We start from the raw sequence: 19205 nt of genomic DNA, 5'->3' as shown, positions 1-19205 counted from the left end.
TTTTCAAAGAAGTATTCCGCCCAACAGAAGCGATGCGACGCTGAAGTAGATGACGATTCCGGTTACATCGACAAGCGTTGCCACAAAAGGCGCCGAGGAGACTGCCGGGTCAAGGCCGAGCCGTTTGAGCAGCAGGGGGAGCATTGAGCCGGTGAGTGTTCCGAACATGACAATGCCGACCAGTGAAATGCCTATGGTAAAGCCGATGTAGAGCCACTTGGTGTCGAGATGCCCTAAAACCGAGGCCCAGATGATCACCCTGAAGACTCCGATTGTGCCAAGAATACAGCCAAGCGCCAGCCCTGATACCAGTTCGCGGCGCATCACCTTCCACCAGTCACGGATGGTTATTTCACCAAGTGAGAGGGAGCGGATGATGAGCGATGCTGCCTGGGAGCCGGAGTTGCCTCCGCTTGACATGATGAGTGGTATGAAGGTGGCCAGAACAATGGCTTTTGCCATCTCGTCCTCGAAAAATGCCATGGCCGAAGCGGTCAACATCTCGCCGACAAAAAGAATGACCAGCCAGACGGCCCGTTTTTTGATCAACTGGGGTATTGGCAGGTCGATGTAGGGCTCTTCGAGGGCTTCGATACCGCCGAATTTCTGTATGTCTTCGGTCTCCTCCTCTTCTGCAACGTCAAGCATGTCGTCAACCGTCACGACTCCGATCAGGTAGCCGTTGGAATCGACCACCGGCAGCGCAACGCTGTCGTATCGCTTGAAGGCTTCGAGGGCGTCTGCCTGGTCTTGTGATGCCGTGAGGGTGATGAGTTTGTCTTCGGCGATAATTTCACTCACTGTTTTTTCGGGCGCGGAGAGCAGGAGCGTTCTTGCGAGGAGTTCGCCCTTGAGCTTGCCAATGTCATCGACGACGTAGATGACGTTCAGGGTTTCGCTATCATGTCCAAAGGTGCGGATATAGTCGAGCACCTGGTTGATATCCCAATCTTTTTTGACGCTGAGGTAGTCGGGAGACATGAGGCGCCCGACGCTTCCTTCGGCATAGGCCAGCAGGGTTTTGGCTATTTTGAACTCTTTGAAGGAGAGGAGTTTCAGCAACTCTTGTACAACCGTTCCTGGCAGCTCTTCAAGCAGCGCTGTTCGGTCATCGGCCGACATGCTGTTGAGGATATGGGTGACATGTTTTTTGGTGAGCGCAGTCAGAAGGTTCTGCTGGGAGTCGAAGTCAAGGTATTCAAAGGTTTCTGTTGCCAGTCCTTTCGGGAGCAGCCGGAAAAGAACCGCTTGCTCGTTTTCAGGGAGATCGGAGATGAGTTCGGCGAGGTCAACCGGCAGCCAGTCGTTGAAAATTCTCTGCAGTGCGCTGAAGTTTCGCTGTTCGATCAGCTCCCTGATTTCTGGCAAAAGTGGAGTTCCGATCATAAGCGGAGCGGGTTTAGTGTGAGTTATGGCAGCTTCCTGACACAGAGGGACTCAGACTCAAAAAGAGTTATTTTTTTAAACTTTCCAATATGCAGCTCTCGTTTTTTAACAGTTGCGTAACCTTTCCTTGAGAAATATGGGGGTTGTTGCGTATGAATTTTCGCCAGGGAAGCTCCCTGCTTCTTGAAATGCCCACTCTTGTTGAAGTGCCAATCATCTCCGGAGAGGGCGGTAGAGCATTTTCGAGAAAGAATTCGTGACCGAAACGCTCATGTATGGGGCAGCAGTTCAGCCAGTTCAAGGGTCGATTTTTCATAGAATTGTTTTTCGAGCCGCTCCATGAAGCAAGATTATAATTTGTAATGGTTCACGTAAGTATTATAATGTAGAAATGATAATTAAACTTCAACTGCTGTAAATTTCCCTGGTTAGTACATGGGCAGAGTTATTGCGATTGCAAACCAGAAGGGTGGGGTTGGAAAGACAACCACTTCCGTCAATATAGCGGCTTCGATTGCTATCTCCGAGTTCAGGACGTTGCTTATTGATATCGATCCGCAGGCCAATGCTACCTCTGGTTTCGGGCTTGAAATTGGTGATGAGATTGACAACACCTTCTACCAGGTGATGGTAAAGGGTGGCAACATACAGGATGCCATCAAGTCTTCCAGTCTGGAGTATCTTGATGTGCTTCCTTCCAATGTCAACCTGGTCGGGATGGAGGTTGAGCTGGTGAACATGAGGGAGCGCGAGTATGTGATGCAGAAGGCGCTCAAGGGTGTTCGCGATCTTTACGATTATATTATTATCGACTGTCCTCCCTCTCTGGGGTTGATCACGCTGAACTCGCTTACGGCGGCTGATTCTGTGCTTATTCCTGTTCAGGCTGAATATTATGCTCTTGAGGGTCTGGGCAAGCTGCTCAATACCATCAGTATCGTTCGCAAGCATCTCAATCCGAAACTGGAGATTGAAGGGGTGCTGGTGACCATGTATGACGCCCGGCTTCGTCTGGCATCCCAAGTGGCCGAGGAGGTGAAGAAGTTTTTCAAGGAGAAGGTTTACAAGACCTATATCCGGCGGAATGTAAGGCTTTCGGAGGCGCCGAGCCACGGCAAGCCTGCTCTGCTGTATGATGCCCAGTGCATAGGATCGAAAGACTATCTCGATCTCGCTCAGGAGATTTTTGAGAGGGATGGCAATATTGACAAATTTAAAGTTCGTCAGCCGTAGCTGACCGGTAAGCTGATGGGTGATATGCCAAAAAAAGTATTGGGACGTGGTCTGAAAGCCCTTTTTCATGAAGAGGAGTTTGTTTCTGTTTCGAAAGATGAGGCCGAGGAGCCAGCCGAGGTTGGTTCTATTGGCAGTCTTCCTGTAGATAAAATAACGGTCAACCCTTTTCAGCCCCGCAAGGAGTTTGACGAAACGGCTCTTGAGGAGCTGAAAAATTCCATCATTGAAAATGGTGTTATCCAGCCGGTTACGGTTTGCCGGGATGGTGATGGCTATCAGCTTATCAGTGGAGAGCGGCGGCTCAGGGCGGTCACACTGGCAGGGTTCAGGTTTATTCCGGCCTATGTTATTGATGCTCATGATGATTCGACCAAGCTTGAACTTGCGCTTATCGAGAATATTCAGCGAGAGGATCTCAATGCCATTGAGGTAGCGCTTGCCCTGAAAAGCCTGACGACGAAGTGTAACCTGACCCAGGAGGAGATTGCGCAGAAGGTGGGTAAAAACCGCTCGACGGTCACAAATTTTCTTCGCCTCCTCAAGCTTCCGCTCCAGATTCAGGATAGTATCAGAAGTCGTGAAATCTCATCAGGACATGCACGGGCATTGATCAACCTTCCCGGAGAACAGGAGCAGTTGGATGCCTGGAAAAAGATTATCACTCAGCAGCTCTCCGTTCGCCAGACAGAGGAGCTGGTGAACCGCATGTCGAGGGAGCAGTCAAAAACTCCCCAATCGCCCTCTTCGGAGCGCTCTTCACGTCTTGCCGAAGTTGAGTCTCATCTGAGGGAGAAACTGGTCAGCAAGGTTCGTATTGTTGAGAAAAAGGGAGGCAAGGGAGAGATTCATATTCCGTATTGTTCAAATGATGATCTCGACAGACTTCTTGAACTGATGCGCCGCGATTGAATCTTCCCCTCTGAAACATCTGCATTGAAAAAAAGTCCAATCATAAGCAAGAAACAATAGTCATGAGGTTTACCCTTGTAGGAAACGGAAGAATGGGACAGCAGGTCGCTTTGGTGATTGCCCAGTCGGGCTGTCATGAAACTGCGGCTGTTCTTGATATCAATACCGCCATTACCCCTGACCTTTTTCAGGGAAGTGACGCCATTATCGATTTTACGGTCAGGGAGGCTTTTTTTGCCAATCTGCCAGCCATGCTTGAGTCGGGTGTGCCGATTGTTGTGGGTACCACCGGATGGGATGATCTCCGCGATGAGATAGAGGTGAAAGTTTCTGATGCAGGCGCTTCACTGCTCTATTCGGCAAACTTTTCGCTTGGTGTCAACATCTTTTTGCGCACCGTGCGTGAAGCAGCACGGCTCATCGCCCCCTTCGGGCAGTTTGATATTGCCTTTGCTGAACAGCATCATACCGCCAAGGCTGATTTTCCGAGTGGTACGGCTTTGCGGGCGGCTGACATGATTCTTTCAGCCAACAGCCGGAAAAAGAGTGTTGTGCGGCAGCTCTCGGATGATAAAAAGCTTGCGCCGGATGAGCTGCAGGTTGCCTCTCTGCGGCTTGGTTCTGTTTTTGGCAAGCACTCCGCCTTCATTGATTCGGATGCTGATGAAATTGTGATCTCTCATACGGCTAAAAGTCGCTCCGGGTTTGCTGCCGGTGCGGTTGAAGCTGCCATCTGGCTTGCCCGGCGCCATACAACTGCACCGGGATTTTATACGATGGATGATTTTTTAAATGAAACGTTTTCCTGAGGTGATATGGCTGTTGAAAATGTGAATCGTACGCTTTTGCCGTTGGACGGAAAACTCTACACCGTTCTGCTTGGCGCCGCCATCATTATTCTGACGACGACGGTGCCCTATCTGACGATGGTGAATGTCTTTCTTTTTGCCGGTATTTTTCTTGCCGGTACGATTGCGCTGCATCAGACTATTCTGCGTTTTCAGGTACGGTTGAGTTATCGTGAGGCTTTTTTTCTGGGATGTGGCGCCGGTCTGGCGGGAGGCGTTCTCTCCGAGGCTGTTACCTTTATGCTGATGGAATTTTTCAATTACCGGCCAGGAACCGAGAGCCTTGCCCTTGTTGTTGACTGGGTGACTGAAATGGCGAAGGGTAAACCTGAACTTCAGGAGCAGGTGAAGGCGCTGGTTATGGCTGAGAAGCTTGCCCTTGCTCCGGTTTCATTGAGTTTTACGGATATCCTGATGAACATGCTCTTCTCCGGCGCTTTTTATGCTCCCCTTGCCGGTCTTGGGGGAGCATATGCGGTCTTAAGACTCAAAAGGAGCGCCAGACGGGGGTGAGGCCAATTTTCTGTACCACCCCCTGTCGATTTTCTGTGAGCCTGGCAGGGTGACCCACTGCTCTGCAGGAAAATAGCGGATGGGGGTTTTCAGTTTTCCAATCAGCGAGTGCATGGCCTCGGTTATGCTCTGCTCATCGGTTTTTTTCCCTGCAATCGTCTTGATGAACGCCACTGGCCGCTGGCCATACTCCTTGTCCGGAATGGGGACAACAAGAGCCTCCCGGATTCCTTCAATCATCATCAGCGCTTTTTCGATCTCTTCGGGGTGGATGTTCTCCCCTCCGGAGATGAACATGTTGTCCTTTCGGCCAAGTACAGTGACCTCACCCTTTTCGGATAACGTGCCGATATCGGCGGTATGGAACCACCCCTCATCATCGGTTTGAGGCTGAATGATGCCATTGCGCAAGTATCCCTGAAACAGGCAGGGCCCTTTGACCAGCAGCTCACCATCCTGTGCAACACGCAGCTCCCGGTAAGGCAGTATTTTGCAACTGTTCTGCTCGATTGTGGAGAGTGAGGCAGGGCTGGTTGCAATTTGTGAGCCCATCTCCGTAGAGCCGTAGCTGATAGAGAGATGAATTTTCTGGCGGAGAGCCTCTTCGATCAGCGATTTTGGCACAGCGCTGCCGCCGAGCAGAACGGCTTTCAGTTTGCGAAGGAGGGTCGTGCTTTTCTGGTCGGCAAGCAGGCGGTAAAGCTGTGTTGGCACAAGAGAGAGGTGCGTGAGGAGCGGGAAGTTCAGCAGGGATTGGTCGAGAGCTTCACCAGGCGCAGCAATGGCAAGGCTTCCGCCGAAGATGAGCGAGCGGAAGAGGAGTGAGTAACCTCCGATGTGGCAGAGCGGCAAGGAAAGCAGCCAGCAATCTCCTGGCCCGAAGGGGAGATTTTCATGGGAACCGAGAGCGTTGTACCAGTGGTTTGCAAAACTGTGTACGACCGCTTTTGCCTCTCCCGAGCTTGCAGAAGTGTGGATAATGGTGACAGGCCGATCCATCCCGTCGGGCGCTTCAACAGCTTCCGGCGTTGTGCTCTCTGCGGCTTCATCAAGGAGTGAGGTAACCGTTACGCTGCTTGCGACGTCGGTGAGGCTCTTTTGCGAAGAGGTTACCAGCAGACGGGGACGGAGTTTTTCAACCGTTTTTCTGAGCCGCTCTTCCGGAAAGCGCTCGTTCAGTGGGGCGGCGATCATCCCCGCTTTCAGCACTCCTGCCAGCAGCAGGGTCATCTCCGGGCTGTTTGGCGCGGCAATTGCAACGATATCTCCCCGACGAGCTCCTCTTGAGAAGAGGCTCTCTGCAATCTGCCGGGCCCGCCTGTTGTACTCAATGAAAGAGATGGTTTTGCCAGCCATGATCACTGCCGGCGAGTTGCCGAAACGCTCTGCCGCCCGGCTTATAATGTCCATAGTGAAACTCGCTTGAGGCTTCTCTCCCGGACGTTCGCCCCCTCCCGGTAGAGTTTTCGGGGATCAAGCAGGGCATTTTCAGCGCCAAAAGGGGCTTCAAGCAGGTCATGCTCAAGGTAACGGAAGGTGTCGAGGCCACATGCTGCCGGTTTTACGGCAGTTGATGCCGCAAGCAAGGTGTAAAAGCTCAGACTGATGCCGCTTTCGAAGGCTGAGCTGAAAACAGCAAGCAGATTATGTTTTCGGGCGTAGCGGGCAAGTTGTCGCGTGGCACTGATGCCGCCCAGGCGGTTTGGCTTCAGTATCAGCGCGGCAAGTGATGCCTCCGGAATTTGAAAAAGCAGATCCGGCTTTTGCCAGAGGGTTTCATCGAGCGCGGTCTGAATGGCTGTTTTAGCGAAGAACTCGCCGATAAGTTCAGCCTCTTTCAGCGGCTCTTCGATATAGGCAATGCTGTTTCGCGGGAGATGTCGTGCAAACTCGAGCGCTTCATCGAGGGTGAGTGTCTGATTGGCATCAAGTCGCAACGTGATACGCTCTCCGTAGGCGCGGTGCAGGGCATTGATGCTTCTGATGGCGTTTGCCGTATCACCCGCTGTAACCTTGAGCTTGAAGGTTCGGTATCCAAGGGCGAAGTACTTTTCTGCCCGCTGCATGATCAGCTCCGTATCGCCGAAGAGCAGGGCATTGAGTGGAACCTGCGCGGCGACATGACCATTCAGCGACAACAGGGGAGGCACTCCTGATGTGAGGGCCTCAAGGTTGATCATGACCATCTCCAGCCCTGTCCGTACGGAAGGGAAGAGCTCTTCAGGCAAAATGCCTGGTGCAGCAAAATCGTGTCTTGAAAGAACCCCGACCAGTTGTGCTTCGGCTGATTGCAGCGTTTCACGGTGCAGGCCAGGAAGCGGCGCAATCTCCCCCCAGGCGGTGTGGCCCCCTTCTTCGCTTTTCAGTGCAACCGCAATTCCTTCCCGTTGCACAAGCCTATGCCCCTTTACGGTGATTGGTTCCGTAAAAGGGATGGCATAGCGGTAGATGACGAGATGTGATGCTTTCAAGGTCTCTTTGGAAATTTGCTGAAATCAGGTTTCCGTTTTTCGACAAAGGCATTTCTGCCCTCCTGTCCCTCTTCACTCATGTAGTAGAGCATCGTGGCATTTCCTGCAAGTTCCTGCAAACCGGACTGGCCGTCACAATCGGCATTGAGGGCAGATTTGAGGCAGCGTATGGCGAGCGGAGAGTTGGCAAGAATTTCGCGACACCACTGTACGGTCTCTTCTTCGAGCCGCTCAAGCGGTACAACCGTGTTCACCAGCCCCATCGCAACGGCCTCAGAGGCATTGTACTGGCGGCAGAGGAACCATATTTCGCGAGCCTTCTTCTGGCCCACAAGCCGGGCCATATAGCTTGCTCCCCATCCTCCGTCAAACGAACCGACTTTCGGGCCGGTCTGGCCGAAAATGGCGTTGTCGGCGGCAATGGTAAGGTCGCAGAGCATGTGCAGCACATGACCGCCACCGATAGCATAGCCCGCAACCATGGCGATGACCGGTTTCGGGCAGGTGCGGATATCGCGCTGGAAATCGAGAACATTCAGGCGATTGACCCCTTTGGCATCAGCATAGCCCGCCTGACCACGTATTTTCTGGTCGCCCCCCGAGCAGAACGCCTTCTCTCCCTGGCCGGTCAGAATGACTACACCAATCGAATTGTCGTTTCGTGCGTCCGACAGGGCGGCAATCATCTCGTCAACTGTCTGCGGACGAAATGCGTTGCGCACTTCCGGACGGTTGATGGTGATTTTGGCTATGCCTTCCGATTTATGGTAAAGGATATCGGTAAAATCGCCGGATGGTATCCAGTTAACAGCGCTCATATCAGGATAGTTGATGCTTGTTGAAAAATCTTGTCAGGCAGTCAAGAAACAGCTCCCGGTTTTCGATGTGCAGGGTGTGTCCGCAGCCGGGAAAGATCTCAAGTTCGGACTCAGGGCACAAATTAACCATTTGGCGGTTAATCTCAACGAATTTAAGGTCTTTTTCACCCACAAAAAATTGTATTGGCACCCTGTTATTTTGCAGTTCCTCCCAAACGGAGGGCTGGCATCCCGTGCCGAGCAGCCTGAGCGCCGAGGCGAGGTTTCCGGGATTATTGATTATCCTTTCGCTCTCGATCTCCTGGAATATCGGGTGATTTTTGAGTGTGGAGAAGAGCGGCTGCTCATACCACTCCTTGATAAACCCCTCAAAGTTCCGCTCGATTTTCCGCGCAATGCCTTCATCGCTCTCCCTGCGGCTCCGGCGCTCCGCTTCAGTTCTGAGGCCGGGCGAAGCCGAGACAATAATGACTTTTTCAAAGAGTTCCGGGTAGCGCAGCGCCAGAGAAAGAGCAATTCTGCCACCCATCGAATAACCGACAAGAAAGCAGGGTTCGGGAGTTGCCGAGCGGCTCAGCTCCTCCGCCAGAAGGTCAACCGTTTCGGTAAAAAAGAGGTCGGGGTCACCATTTGCCTCTATTTCGCTCTCCCCGTGTCCGGGCAGATCAACCAGAATGCAGCAGTACTCCTTGTCAAGCTGCTGGGCAAATGGAACCCAGTCGCCGCCCGAGCCCAGAAAGCCGTGCAGAAAGAGAATGCGGGGAAGGGAAGAATCCCTTACGCTTTCCGCGTCAAGTGGGGTCTCACTCTTGGGGGTGGTGGTTGTTATGCTCATAATGTTGTTGACAGATTGCTGTACCTGTTTACGGTGGTCATTAGGAAGGATTTTGGATTAATATATGAACCCTGTCGACGTGCAAAAAGCTCTTTGCAGGTGAAAAAGAAAATTGCCTGCAGAGAAAAAACTTCGTAACCTGCAATTGATAATCTGACTTCGCAACCACAACTCAGCAGTGGTTTATGTTTTGTGTTGCTGTGTGACATCTCCGAAAAATTGCATCAATATCTTCAGGTTTTTTCAGGGAGCTTCAATAACAGGTGAACCCCATGCATGGAAAAGGTAGCTGAATTCATAAATGCTGAAAGTTACAGGCAGGCTCTTGCCCGCTTGTGCCGACTCGCGGTTGGCTGAAATACCATCGTGCGGTTCCACTCAGCAATCCTCAAGGTATTCCTGTCGACGTTACAGGAATGCCAAAAGGATATTTGGATTGGGCTGCAAAAATTTCCATAGCAAAGAAAGAGTCGGATTTGAGGTTGATTGTTTTCAATTAGCATAAAAACGGGATTTTTTCTTTTCTAAATAATGTTAAATTATTCTATGCGGAAAGGTTTAGAATCATTTAGGAAGTCGTCATGAACATACTCTCTCTACACGCAAGCGATCCGCTTCTTTTTGTCGATCGTGCGATGCCTTCCGACCTCCTTGAGGCCATCAAAAAGCTTGAAAAATGGGATGAAAAAGCGTTGGATATGGCAAATCTGCTGATCTCGGTCTGGTCAGCAGATGCAATTGCACGACCCAACGATCGCGAAGGTATATCTGAACTTCAACGTCTTATCCATAGCGCTCTTGACGGTCTGAATTCATCGGCATCGCTTCCTGAAGAGTACAGGTTTCGATGGCTGGAAGCGAGCGATATGCTTGAATCGAGACGCCTTAACCTCGCTTACGCTGATCCTGAAGTGCTGCTCAGGCGCCGCCATGTTCCCGAAATTCTGCAATCGCTTCTCGAAACAGGAAATCGTGAACTCCCTCAACTGGACCTTATAAAAAAACTGGGAGTCAGTGCGGGTCGGGTCACACAGCTTATTGGGAATCTCGAATCTTGCGGGCTTGTAACCAAACGGAAACAGGGTCGTGATATTCTTTTGCAACTCACTGATATCGGGCGGAAGCATGCAGCAAGCGCACCAAAGATGGCAGCACCTGTGACAGGTTTTCGCGGGTTACTCTCAACAGACGCTACGATTCAGTCGCACGTGAAAATTGGAAAACTGATTGCCGCATGACTCCATTCACCGTCACCTTCTACAGTTACAAGGGCGGCGTCGGGCGCAGCCTGCTTGCCGCCAATATTGGTGTTCTTTGCGCTCGGCGTGGCAAAACGTTGTTGTGGGATCTCGATATCGAAGCGCCAGGACTGCACAACATTCCAGGGCTGACGCCATCAAAACCTGTCAAAGAGGGTTTTTTTGAATGGATGATTGCATGGCAGGAATCCGGAAAAGCATCGAACAAAGCTGATTTCGGCAAACTTCTGAAACTCGCTTGCCAGACGCCGGAACAGGATCGTCTCTTCATCTTGCCTGCCTATGGCGATAACAAGGACTTTGCCGGGCTTTTTCAGAGCATCCGCTGGGATGATTTTCTGGTTCGTGACCTCGACATCGGCCTCGCACTCTTTCGCGGTATCCTTGATGCTTTCGGCAAGGCTGGATTTGAAACAGTGTTACTTGACTCTCGAACCGGTATCACCGACATCGGTGGTCTGCTTGCCGCCCTGCTGCCACATGCCACCGTTCTTGTTGGCAACTACGGCAGGCAGAATACCAGGGGCCTCGCCCATGTCTGGCAAGCCCTTCATTCGGCAAGCGAGGGGCGTATTGCTGCACGGGGTACGCTGCCGCGCCTTACCCGCTTGCTGGTTGCATCGCCGATTCCGGATATTTCAGATTTGCGTGCCCAAGGCCAAGAGATTTGGAAAGAGTCCTTTGGTCTGACACTCTCTGAGCTGGACACCATCCCTTTTGATTCCCGTCTGCTTTTCACCGAAGAACTTTACGCAGCAACACGCCCGGAAACTCCGGTAGCCAAAGCCTATAACGATCTGGAACGCCGAATTGACAAGGTACGCCAACAGGTTATCGCCGAGAGCGAGTCGGCCCGCCGCAGCGACGATGCCCGTCCCGATCTGGTCGTCCGCCGTAACAAAGATCGTCATGAGCAAGGCAAGAGCTTTGAAGAGCGTGTTGCTCACCTTTTGCGTCTGCTTGGTTATAGCGTTGAACGGGAACAGTTGATCGACAGCAACCGGGTTGATCTTGTCGCTCGCAAGCGTGCCGATTTCGGGCGTGAAGAACTCTACCTTGTGGAATGCAAAGATCATCAAAGCGTCATCCCGAAAGAGACCGTACAGATCTTCAAAACCTGGCTCGATGGCCCGACTGCCAGCCAGATGCAGGCTCGTGGCATGGTGGTTGCCGCACGCGACTTCAGCCCGGCGGCCCGTAGTTTTGCGCGAGAACAGGGCATTCAGGCGCTTACTTTTGATGAACTGGAACGCAGCCTCTTCGATTTTTCACCTTACCTTGCCCGCATCCGTCAGCGCTACGAAGCAAGCGCTCTTGCCAGTAACTATGTCGATCAATATCTGATTCTTGAAAAGCAGCCCGACGAAAAAACGGTATTGATGTTACCTCACGCTCTTGAATGGGTTTCGGGAGCGGGAAGTCGATTGTGGCTTGTGCTCGGCGATTACGGTACCGGTAAAAGCACATTGGTTGAGCGGTTTGCCTACGAACTTGCCCGCAACTGCGAAAATAATTCCGAAAGTCCGATTCCGGTCGAAATCAACCTGCGCCAGTTTCCAAATGCAATTTCGCTCGAAAGCCTTATCCGTGAACATCTCGAAGCCGAACTGCGCACCGTGCTCAATCCGGAGATTGTGCTGCACCTGCTCGAAGCGGGCCGGGTAGTGCTCCTGCTCGACAGTTTCGATGAAATGGGCGTTGCCCAGGCTGGGCGCAGTGTCGAAGAGCAGTTCCGCCAACTGGTGCGTCCGACAGCAAGTTCCGGTCGTAACCCACGTGCCAACCGGGTGCTCATCACCTCTCGCAGCCACTTCTTCCGCGACAACAGCAGCGCCAGGCAAGCCGTGCAGGGTGGCGACAAGCTCTTCGAAGCGGATTCAGCTCTGGGTAAAGCTGCACGAGCTTTCGACGCTACGCTCGATATGTTGCCCGTTTTCACAAAGGAGCAGATTGCAGAGTACCTCCAAAAGCGCCTCGGCATTGTTGAGGGTGATCAGGCACGGCGGTTTATCGAAGAGAGATATGGCCTCCAGGATATCGCTTCAACACCCCAGTTGCTCGACATGATTGTCGCCTCTCTTCCCGATTTGATAAAACAGGGCGAAAAAGTAACCACCGGGTCACTCTACCTGACCTACACCACCCGCTGGCTGAACACCATTCGGCTGAGCCAGGGGGAGGTAAACGTCGAGCATATGCGTGACCTGCTTGAGCGCATGGCCTGTGAGCTTTGGAGCAGGCCACGCAACCAGATCCACTACACCGACCTCGCCGTGCTGCTGCATCATGAAGGGGGACTTGCCCGCAGCCTCGATAGTGAGCGGGTTGACCTTGAACTGCGTACCGCCTCGTTCCTTGTGCGCAGCGCGGATGGTTATTATCGTTTTTCGCATCGCAGTTTCCTTGAATTCTTCTTTGCCCGTGCACTCTTTCGCGCTCTTCAGGAGGGTCATTTTGCAGAAGTTCTGACCTATGGCCGCATCAATCCAGAAGCCACCGCATTTCTGCTTGACTTGACTGAGTCAGCGCAACAGAGCTCCGATAAACTGACCGAAGCTATTCGTACCATTCTTGCAGACACATCGGAGTTCATTGTCCGAGGGCTTGCATCGCGTGAGCGTGCCCGCAGCACCGGAGAGTATAGTGATGCTCAGGCGGTTGTTGAGCATCTTCAGAAGATGCTTCTCGCAGAAAAAAAGAAGAGGTCGTGAAATTCGCCACCCGTTTTATCCCTGAAGCGAAAGAGGATCTTGTATTTCTTCTCGAAAATGATACGAAGGCTGCGGAAGAAATCGCCCAGGATTGATATTGCTTTGAGCTTGTATGATTTTATCGTAGAGCGTTTCAGGCGCAATGTCGGCACCATTTGGCCATGATATGGTACCTCCCTCAATTGATGCTTTCCGGAAAAAGGTTATCTCCTTCAACGGCTCAAAAACAGGGCCAGTTGAGAGGTATTCGGAAAAATCAACGTCGCCATTTATGCCGTTATCAAAGATGATATGGTAAATATACCCCTCTTTACAGGTGATACGCACAATGTCGTTCATGTTCCACATCGGCAAAAAATCAGTCTAAAGGTTCAATCTTCTTGATTTCCTGACCTGTCATTGCCAAACGCCAGTCTGTTTCAAGTTCAGCAACTCTGAGGTCAACCCACTCTCTTACCAGTTTTACTGCGGTTTTTGAACCGAGATCACCACGCAAAATGTTCCCCTGAAAATCAAAAACAGCTTTCTTACCCTGAAATTCCGCATGAAAATGAGGAGGATTGTGCTCCTGATGAAACATTCTTATGATGATTCCAAAAAATCGGGAGATTTCAGGCACACTTTCAATGTAATCTTTAAAATCACATATTGAATCATGGATGGAGTGTATGACTACAGGAGCCAGCTATGTAAGGGTAAGATAGCTATTATCTGCAACATGCGAGAGTAATTTATTAGACCGGAATATTTGTTGCTGTGGAACAGCCGGTATTGCTGCGTGAGAAGTGAACGGGACTGATTTCGTTTTGATTGACAGGTGCAAGCAGTTAACAACCTTTCCCAAATTTGATGCCAAACGAAACATCCACTATGCCGCTTGATTATAAGGGAGTTATGGTTTCGAGCACCTTCACCGACCTGAAGGAGCATCGTGCTGCGCTGATCAACATTATCGATGGCGCGGGGTTTAAAGCTGTGGTGATGGAGCATGATTCAGCCAAGTCTGGCGTGGATGTGATCGACTCTTCGCTACAGATGGTTCGGGATAGTGCCGTCTATATTGGAATCATCGCAAAGAAGCTTGGCCAGATGCCAAAATGTCCCACTCGTAATCCTCGTAGTGTTTCAATCACTGAACTGGAATTCAACGAAGCGGTACGTCTCGGTCGGCCCATTCTGTTGTTCCTCATGGGGAATGAGCACAAAGTCATTGAGTCCGAGTTTGAACTCAAAGCCTTGAATCGCAAGAAGCTGAACGCCTTCCGTGAGAGGGCAAAGAATATGGGGCCGGATTCGAAAGTGCATCGTGTTTATGCCGAGTTCAACAGCCTTGAGGAGTTCAGGGAAAAGGCGGCCAAAGCGCTCTCCGATCTGCGCCTTGCTTTTCATGCAACCCCATCGGCACCTGAAGCAGGCAAGGAAACTTCTCAATCCGTTGACAAAAAACATGAAGAGTGCGCAGAGTGTTACCAGACTATCCTTAAAGAGGAGTTGGGTTACATTCGTATGCTTGGGCTTCCGGGTGTTGAGAGCATCAAGGTCAACCTGAACAACGACACCTTTGTGCCCTTGCGACTCTCCGACAGTTATGCAAGAGGTGGGCTTTTTTCAAAAGAGAGCGAGTTGCAGGGAGGTGAACATATTCTCTATCCTGACGAGATCATGAAGCAGGCCTTCCACGACCGGAGAGGTCGCCGGATGCTGCTCGTTATCGGTGACCCTGGTGCTGGCAAAACAACGCTTCTCAAGTATTATGCCCTTTGTGCGCTTGAGGATTTCGCGAAGCTTGGATTCAGCGCTCCACTCAATGTATTCTACCTGCCCTTGCGTGATCTTGTCCGCGACAAGGAGGGTCGTTGCACTGAAAATCTGCCAGCAACCCTTGCTGCCTGGTCAGAAAAGCATCACCAATCCATTGATGCAAAGGTTTTCAATGACTGGCTGAACCACGGCAGCTCGCTGGTGTTGCTTGACGGTCTTGATGAAATCAGCAACATCGAAGAGCGAAAAGAGGTGTGCCGGTGGATTGACAACGCCTTCAGCGGCTTCAGCAAGGCCTGGTTTGTGGTGACATCACGGGCGACAGGGTACCGCAAAGATGAGGGTATTGAGCTTGCCTCAGATTATGAACGTGCCGATGTACAGGACTTTACCCCGGAGCAGCAGGAGCGGTTTTTACGAAACTGGTTCACGGCTGCATTTCTGAAAGAGCCTTGTGAAAAAGGAGTTCACGAGGAGTTGTGGCAGGAGAAACAAAAAAAGGAGGCCGAAAAACGCACCACCACCATTGTTGCGCATCTCAAGGTCGAGAAGAACAAGGGGCTGCGCCAACTGGCCGCCATACCCATGATTCTGCAGATCATGGCTATTTTGTGGAAGGAGAGGGAGTACATGCCGGAAAGCCGTGTTGAACTCTACGATGCAGCGCTCAACTATCTGCTTGAATTCCGCGACAAACGCCGGGATATTAAACCGCTGCTCTCGGCAACTCATGCCCGGCAGGTGCTTGGGCCGGTTTCATTCTGGATGCAGGATACGCTCAAAAAAGATGAAGCGGCAAAAACAGAAATGCACAGTGAAATGAAGGAGTGGCTTGACACGCTGGATACTCCTCCAACCGCAAAAGTTTTTTGCGACTATCTGGTCAATCGTGCAGGTTTGTTGGTCGAGACTGGCGGCAAGGAGTACCTCTTCCGTCATAAATCATTCCGTGAATATCTCGCAGGAGTTCAGCTCAAGGAAGATCGTCCCTATGAGTATCTGAACACACTTGTTGCGAATTTTGGTGATGACTGGTGGGAGGAACCACTCCGCTTTTTTATAGCATCAGTTGATGCCAAAGTTTTTGATGCCTTCATGCAAAAGCTGTTTGATTCGCCATGGAGTGACGAGATGACACCAAAGCAGCAGTTGTTATTGCAAACAATCATTGAAGAGGCTAAAGGAAAAAAAATTGACGCATTGTGCAACAAGCTGCTTGAACCGACTACAACAGGCGGTCGGCAGCGGGTGATTCTTGACTGCCTCAAAGCTATCAATAAACCGGTAGCGCTTGATGCGTTGCAGCAGTTCCGGGAGAAAAAACTTGCCGGAGAGAACCGGGACGTTATCAATCGGACTGAGGAGGTGATTCTGGCACTTGGAGGTCAATCGCTAACTTCAAAAGCTGAAAAGAGCATCAGCGGAAAACCGGCATCGTTCCGAAATCCCAATGAACAGAATGCGGAGTACATCCTGATACCGGGCGGAAACTACCGGTATTCAGTTACAGACGAAATCGTGGATGTGTCAGATACTTACTTCGCCAAGTATCCGGTAACCAACAAGCTTTACCGCATCTTCATTGCATGGTTGCAGGCAAAAGAGATGCCGGTTTTGTATTCAGCATTCACCACTGAACTGGATGCTATCGCAAATGATAACAGGTGGGGAACGGATTTTGGCGGCTATTACAATAACGGTAAAAGTGATCTTGCGGCACTCTTTCGTTCAAAGTATGATGAAGATCGCAAATACGATGGAGAGGATCAGCCGGTGGTTGGGGTTACCTGGTATGCTGCCAGAGCTTATTGCCTCTGGCTTTCCTTGCTTGAAGGTGATAAGACATGTTACCGTCTTCCTGATGAAATGGCGTGGGAGTGGGCAGCGGGTGGAAAGCAAGGAACAACTGGGCAGAAAGTACGTTCTTATCCGTGGTCTGAAGCGAAGGGAAAGCCCAACTCAACACTTGCGAACTATAATAAAAACATAGGCACAACGACACCGGTTGGCAACTATCCTGAAGGAGCTACCCCGGAAGGGCTGTATGATATGGCTGGCAACGTCTGGGAGTGGATGGGCAACTGGTATGATAAAGAAAATGAGTGGCTAGCTCAGCGTGGTTCGTCGTATTATAGCAGTAATGCTGATGCTCTGCGCTGCTCCTCCCGGCTCATCAACGATCCGTGGAGCTGGTACGTCAGCCTTGGTTTTCGAGTGATTCGTTCCAGTCCTTTTTCTTCCTGAAAATCTGGCAATCTGATCTCTGAATCTCTGAAAAAAGAGCCCCCGCAAAAAGGCAGGCTCACATGGTGAGAATGGAATTTTTTTTTGATTGTAGGGGCACGGCATGCCGTGCCCCTACGATGCGCGGGACATACGGTGTGTCGGGTTCCATGCCGCACCCCGGATGGCGGTGGCATTGGTGACGTGTAGGGGCACGGCATGCCGTGCCCTCACGATGCGGGACACACGGTGTGTTGGGGTCATGCCGCACCCGGATGGTGGTGGTATTGTGAAACGTGTGAGGGCACGGCATGCCGTGCCCTCGCGATGCGGGACACACAATGCGTTGGTGTCATGCAAATCGGGCGTACCCGTATAACGAACGGCGAATCAAACAAATGGGGGGGCATAATGCAGGATCATCATCGGCATAGCATCCGTTTGCAACAGTACGATTACGGCCAATCCGGGTTTTATTTCATTACCATCTGTACGCATAATCGATTTTGTCTGTTTGGGGCCATTGAGCATGATGTGATGCGGCTCACTGTACAGGGAGAAATTGCTGCTGCCTGTTGGTCGGCCATTCCGGATCATTTTTCCCATATTGAATTGGATGAATGGATTGTCATGCCTAATCATGTTCACGGTATTTTGCGGGTTGGGGACAATGATGATGCAACCCGCAGGGTCACGGCATGCCGTGACCCTGCGATGGCGACAACGACAACGGCATTCGAACAATTCGGGGTGCCGGTTTCCGGGTCAATTCCGACGGTGATTCGTTCATTCAAATCGGCGGTGACCAAAGGGATTAACGATCTTTCTCAAACGTCCGCGAAAGGTGTTGTCTGGCAACGCAATTATTGGGAACACCTGATCCGTGATGAACCCACCTTGCAAAGAATCAGGGAATACATCCGCAATAATCCTCTGCATTGGGAAATCGATCAATTGTATTCGTCGTAGGGGCACGGCATTGTGGGGGGTAACGGCACGGGGGCACGGCATGCCGTGCCCCTACGATGCGGGGATATGGTGTGTTGGCTTCCATGCCGCACCCGGATGGTGGTGGCATTGTGAAACGTGTAGGGGCACGGCATTGTGGGGGGTAACGGCACGGGGGCACGGCATGCCGTGCCCCTACGCTGTGTGATAATGGTTATCGCATATCTGATTGTCCTTCTCCGGTTTTGGGAGAAAGAATGGTTTCTGATGGTTTTTGCTGTTTGTCGATTCCGGGGATTTTGGAGTCGAGGGATTGCATGAATGGATAGTAGGCTTTCGGTTTTCTGAGAAGCGGGACGTAGAAATCAACAGGGATCTCTATGACTTCACGATTATTCGGGCCCTGATAGAGAGCTTTGGCAGTAACGAAGAGTGCTGGTTCGATAACGCCTCTGCCATCATCAAAGAGCACGAGGGTTGATTTTTGAGCGGTGTTTTTTTCCGAATGTCCGGTCAACATGCAGAGCTGATTCTGGATATCCTTCCGGATGAGCTCATTGCTTTTCAGTTCGGCTGGTTGAATTTTTCGTGCTTCCACTTCAGGCCAGTTACGGATCATACCGGTCAGGTTGCCATTTTCACCCAGATGCATCACTATTCGCGAGCCAGGCCCCTGGACAGGCAGACCATTCAACTTGCGGCTGAATTGCACCGTAACCAGCTTTTTGTAGGCGCCGGTACTTTTCCCCTCTTTCGAAACACTCATGTCGAGACCGCCAACATGTGCCACGAGCATCTCTTTGCTCTTTTTTGGCATATTGCCTGTTTCTGAAAGGTATTTTCTGGCCAGTTCCGGAGCCGCCTGCACTGAAGGGAGGTTGCTTGTTGACTCTTCGGCTGCATATTTTCCGAGACCGAAGTTCAGCAGAAAGCTGCCGTTCTGTTGATCGATGTCAAAGACCGCAGAAGGATCGTTTGCGGAGGTAAAGATAAAGCGACCAGTCAGTTGCTGAACGTTTTCAAAAGAGCTGTTGTTTTCACGCGAACTCTTCATGATTCGTCCCAATAGTTCTTGCGCATCGCTCTGATTGAGCATTTTGACGGGAACTGCCTGATAGGTTATCAGCTCTTTGTTGCCGATATAGTTATTACTCCTCGCTGCCAGATGCAGGAAGCTTTGATCGGGGAGAGGGTTTTTCCGTGTGAGTTCTTCGGCAGAAACGTTCGTTCCCAGAGCAAGAGTCATCGTTATGAGGGCAACAATGGATGTCATTTTTTTCATGATTA

General features: G+C 51.2%; 17 protein-coding genes. 8 read left to right on the top strand and 9 right to left on the bottom strand.

Annotated features, from left to right (window positions below; genetic code table 11):
* Positions 1-3: 3 nt before the first annotated feature.
* Positions 4-1386, bottom strand: coding sequence for a magnesium transporter (gene mgtE / locus AC56AD_RS12325; RefSeq protein WP_012509102.1), 1383 nt, complete (start codon positions 1384-1386; stop codon positions 4-6).
* A 435-nt stretch (positions 1387-1821) separates the two neighbouring features.
* On the opposite strand from mgtE, the gene AC56AD_RS12320 reads away from it, so the two are divergent.
* The 4 genes from AC56AD_RS12320 to AC56AD_RS12305 all read left to right on the top strand — a co-directional run bounded on the left by AC56AD_RS12320 (position 1822) and on the right by AC56AD_RS12305 (position 4892).
* Positions 1822-2619 carry a ParA family protein gene (locus AC56AD_RS12320; RefSeq protein WP_012509101.1) on the top strand — a complete coding sequence of 266 codons (798 nt, stop codon included), beginning with the start codon at positions 1822-1824 and terminating at the stop codon, positions 2617-2619.
* A 24-nt stretch (positions 2620-2643) separates the two neighbouring features.
* Positions 2644-3531: a ParB/RepB/Spo0J family partition protein gene (locus tag AC56AD_RS12315; RefSeq protein WP_041526884.1), complete on the top strand. Its 888-nt coding sequence runs from the start codon at positions 2644-2646 to the stop codon at positions 3529-3531.
* A gap of 62 nt (positions 3532-3593) precedes the next feature.
* Positions 3594-4340 carry a 4-hydroxy-tetrahydrodipicolinate reductase gene (gene dapB, locus AC56AD_RS12310; RefSeq protein ID WP_012509099.1) on the top strand — a complete coding sequence of 249 codons (747 nt, stop codon included), beginning with the start codon at positions 3594-3596 and terminating at the stop codon, positions 4338-4340.
* Between the two features lie 6 nt (positions 4341-4346).
* Complete coding sequence (locus AC56AD_RS12305) at positions 4347-4892, top strand: hypothetical protein (protein ID WP_012509098.1); 546 nt, start codon at positions 4347-4349, stop codon at positions 4890-4892.
* Here the strand turns inward: AC56AD_RS12305 and menE are convergent.
* From menE to AC56AD_RS12280, 5 genes are all read right to left on the bottom strand, one after another.
* Positions 4860-6302 carry an o-succinylbenzoate--CoA ligase gene (gene menE, locus AC56AD_RS12300; protein WP_012509097.1) on the bottom strand — a complete coding sequence of 481 codons (1443 nt, stop codon included), beginning with the start codon at positions 6300-6302 and terminating at the stop codon, positions 4860-4862. The two genes, AC56AD_RS12305 and menE, sit on opposite strands and share 33 nt — an antisense overlap.
* Complete coding sequence (menC, locus tag AC56AD_RS12295; protein ID WP_012509096.1) at positions 6290-7363, bottom strand: o-succinylbenzoate synthase; 1074 nt, start codon at positions 7361-7363, stop codon at positions 6290-6292. The genes menE and menC overlap by 13 nt, the downstream gene beginning before the upstream one ends.
* Positions 7360-8181, bottom strand: coding sequence for a 1,4-dihydroxy-2-naphthoyl-CoA synthase (menB, locus tag AC56AD_RS12290; protein WP_012509095.1), 822 nt, complete (start codon positions 8179-8181; stop codon positions 7360-7362). The genes menC and menB overlap by 4 nt, the downstream gene beginning before the upstream one ends.
* Position 8182: 1 nt before the next feature.
* Positions 8183-9016: a 2-succinyl-6-hydroxy-2,4-cyclohexadiene-1-carboxylate synthase gene (menH, locus tag AC56AD_RS12285; protein ID WP_012509094.1), complete on the bottom strand. Its 834-nt coding sequence runs from the start codon at positions 9014-9016 to the stop codon at positions 8183-8185.
* Between the two features lie 243 nt (positions 9017-9259).
* Entirely contained in the window at positions 9260-9394 is a 135-nt protein-coding gene (locus AC56AD_RS12280; protein ID WP_273278341.1) for a hypothetical protein, read from the bottom strand.
* 203 nt (positions 9395-9597) lie between these two features.
* On the opposite strand from AC56AD_RS12280, the gene AC56AD_RS12275 reads away from it, so the two are divergent.
* Both AC56AD_RS12275 and AC56AD_RS12270 read left to right on the top strand, forming a co-directional pair.
* Positions 9598-10254 carry a helix-turn-helix domain-containing protein gene (locus AC56AD_RS12275; RefSeq protein ID WP_012509093.1) on the top strand — a complete coding sequence of 219 codons (657 nt, stop codon included), beginning with the start codon at positions 9598-9600 and terminating at the stop codon, positions 10252-10254.
* Positions 10251-12986, top strand: coding sequence for a KGGVGR-motif variant AAA ATPase (locus AC56AD_RS12270; protein WP_012509092.1), 2736 nt, complete (start codon positions 10251-10253; stop codon positions 12984-12986). Before AC56AD_RS12275 ends, AC56AD_RS12270 begins: the two co-directional genes overlap by 4 nt.
* A 15-nt stretch (positions 12987-13001) precedes the next feature.
* Here the strand turns inward: AC56AD_RS12270 and AC56AD_RS12265 are convergent, their stop codons facing one another.
* On the bottom strand, positions 13002-13325 hold the full coding sequence (locus tag AC56AD_RS12265; RefSeq protein WP_223293915.1) for a DUF2442 domain-containing protein: 324 nt from the start codon (positions 13323-13325) through the stop codon (positions 13002-13004).
* A gap of 19 nt (positions 13326-13344) precedes the next feature.
* Positions 13345-13605 carry a DUF4160 domain-containing protein gene (locus AC56AD_RS12260; protein ID WP_012509090.1) on the bottom strand — a complete coding sequence of 87 codons (261 nt, stop codon included), beginning with the start codon at positions 13603-13605 and terminating at the stop codon, positions 13345-13347.
* Positions 13606-13835: 230 nt separating this feature from the next.
* Between AC56AD_RS12260 and AC56AD_RS12255 the strand changes: the two genes are divergently transcribed.
* Positions 13836-16991 carry an SUMF1/EgtB/PvdO family nonheme iron enzyme gene (locus AC56AD_RS12255; RefSeq protein WP_049759937.1) on the top strand — a complete coding sequence of 1052 codons (3156 nt, stop codon included), beginning with the start codon at positions 13836-13838 and terminating at the stop codon, positions 16989-16991.
* 390 nt (positions 16992-17381) lie between these two features.
* Positions 17382-17939, top strand: a complete 558-nt coding sequence (locus AC56AD_RS12250) for a transposase (protein ID WP_041526881.1) — start codon at positions 17382-17384, stop codon at positions 17937-17939.
* A 193-nt stretch (positions 17940-18132) separates the two neighbouring features.
* Here the strand turns inward: AC56AD_RS12250 and AC56AD_RS12245 are convergent, their stop codons facing one another.
* Positions 18133-19200, bottom strand: coding sequence for a hypothetical protein (locus AC56AD_RS12245; RefSeq protein ID WP_012509087.1), 1068 nt, complete (start codon positions 19198-19200; stop codon positions 18133-18135).
* Between the last annotated feature and the right edge of the window lie 5 nt (positions 19201-19205).

The organism is Pelodictyon clathratiforme, assembly GCF_982375515.1.
Note: the sequence above shows the minus strand (reverse complement) of the source record. Positions and strands in the feature narration are given on the sequence as shown.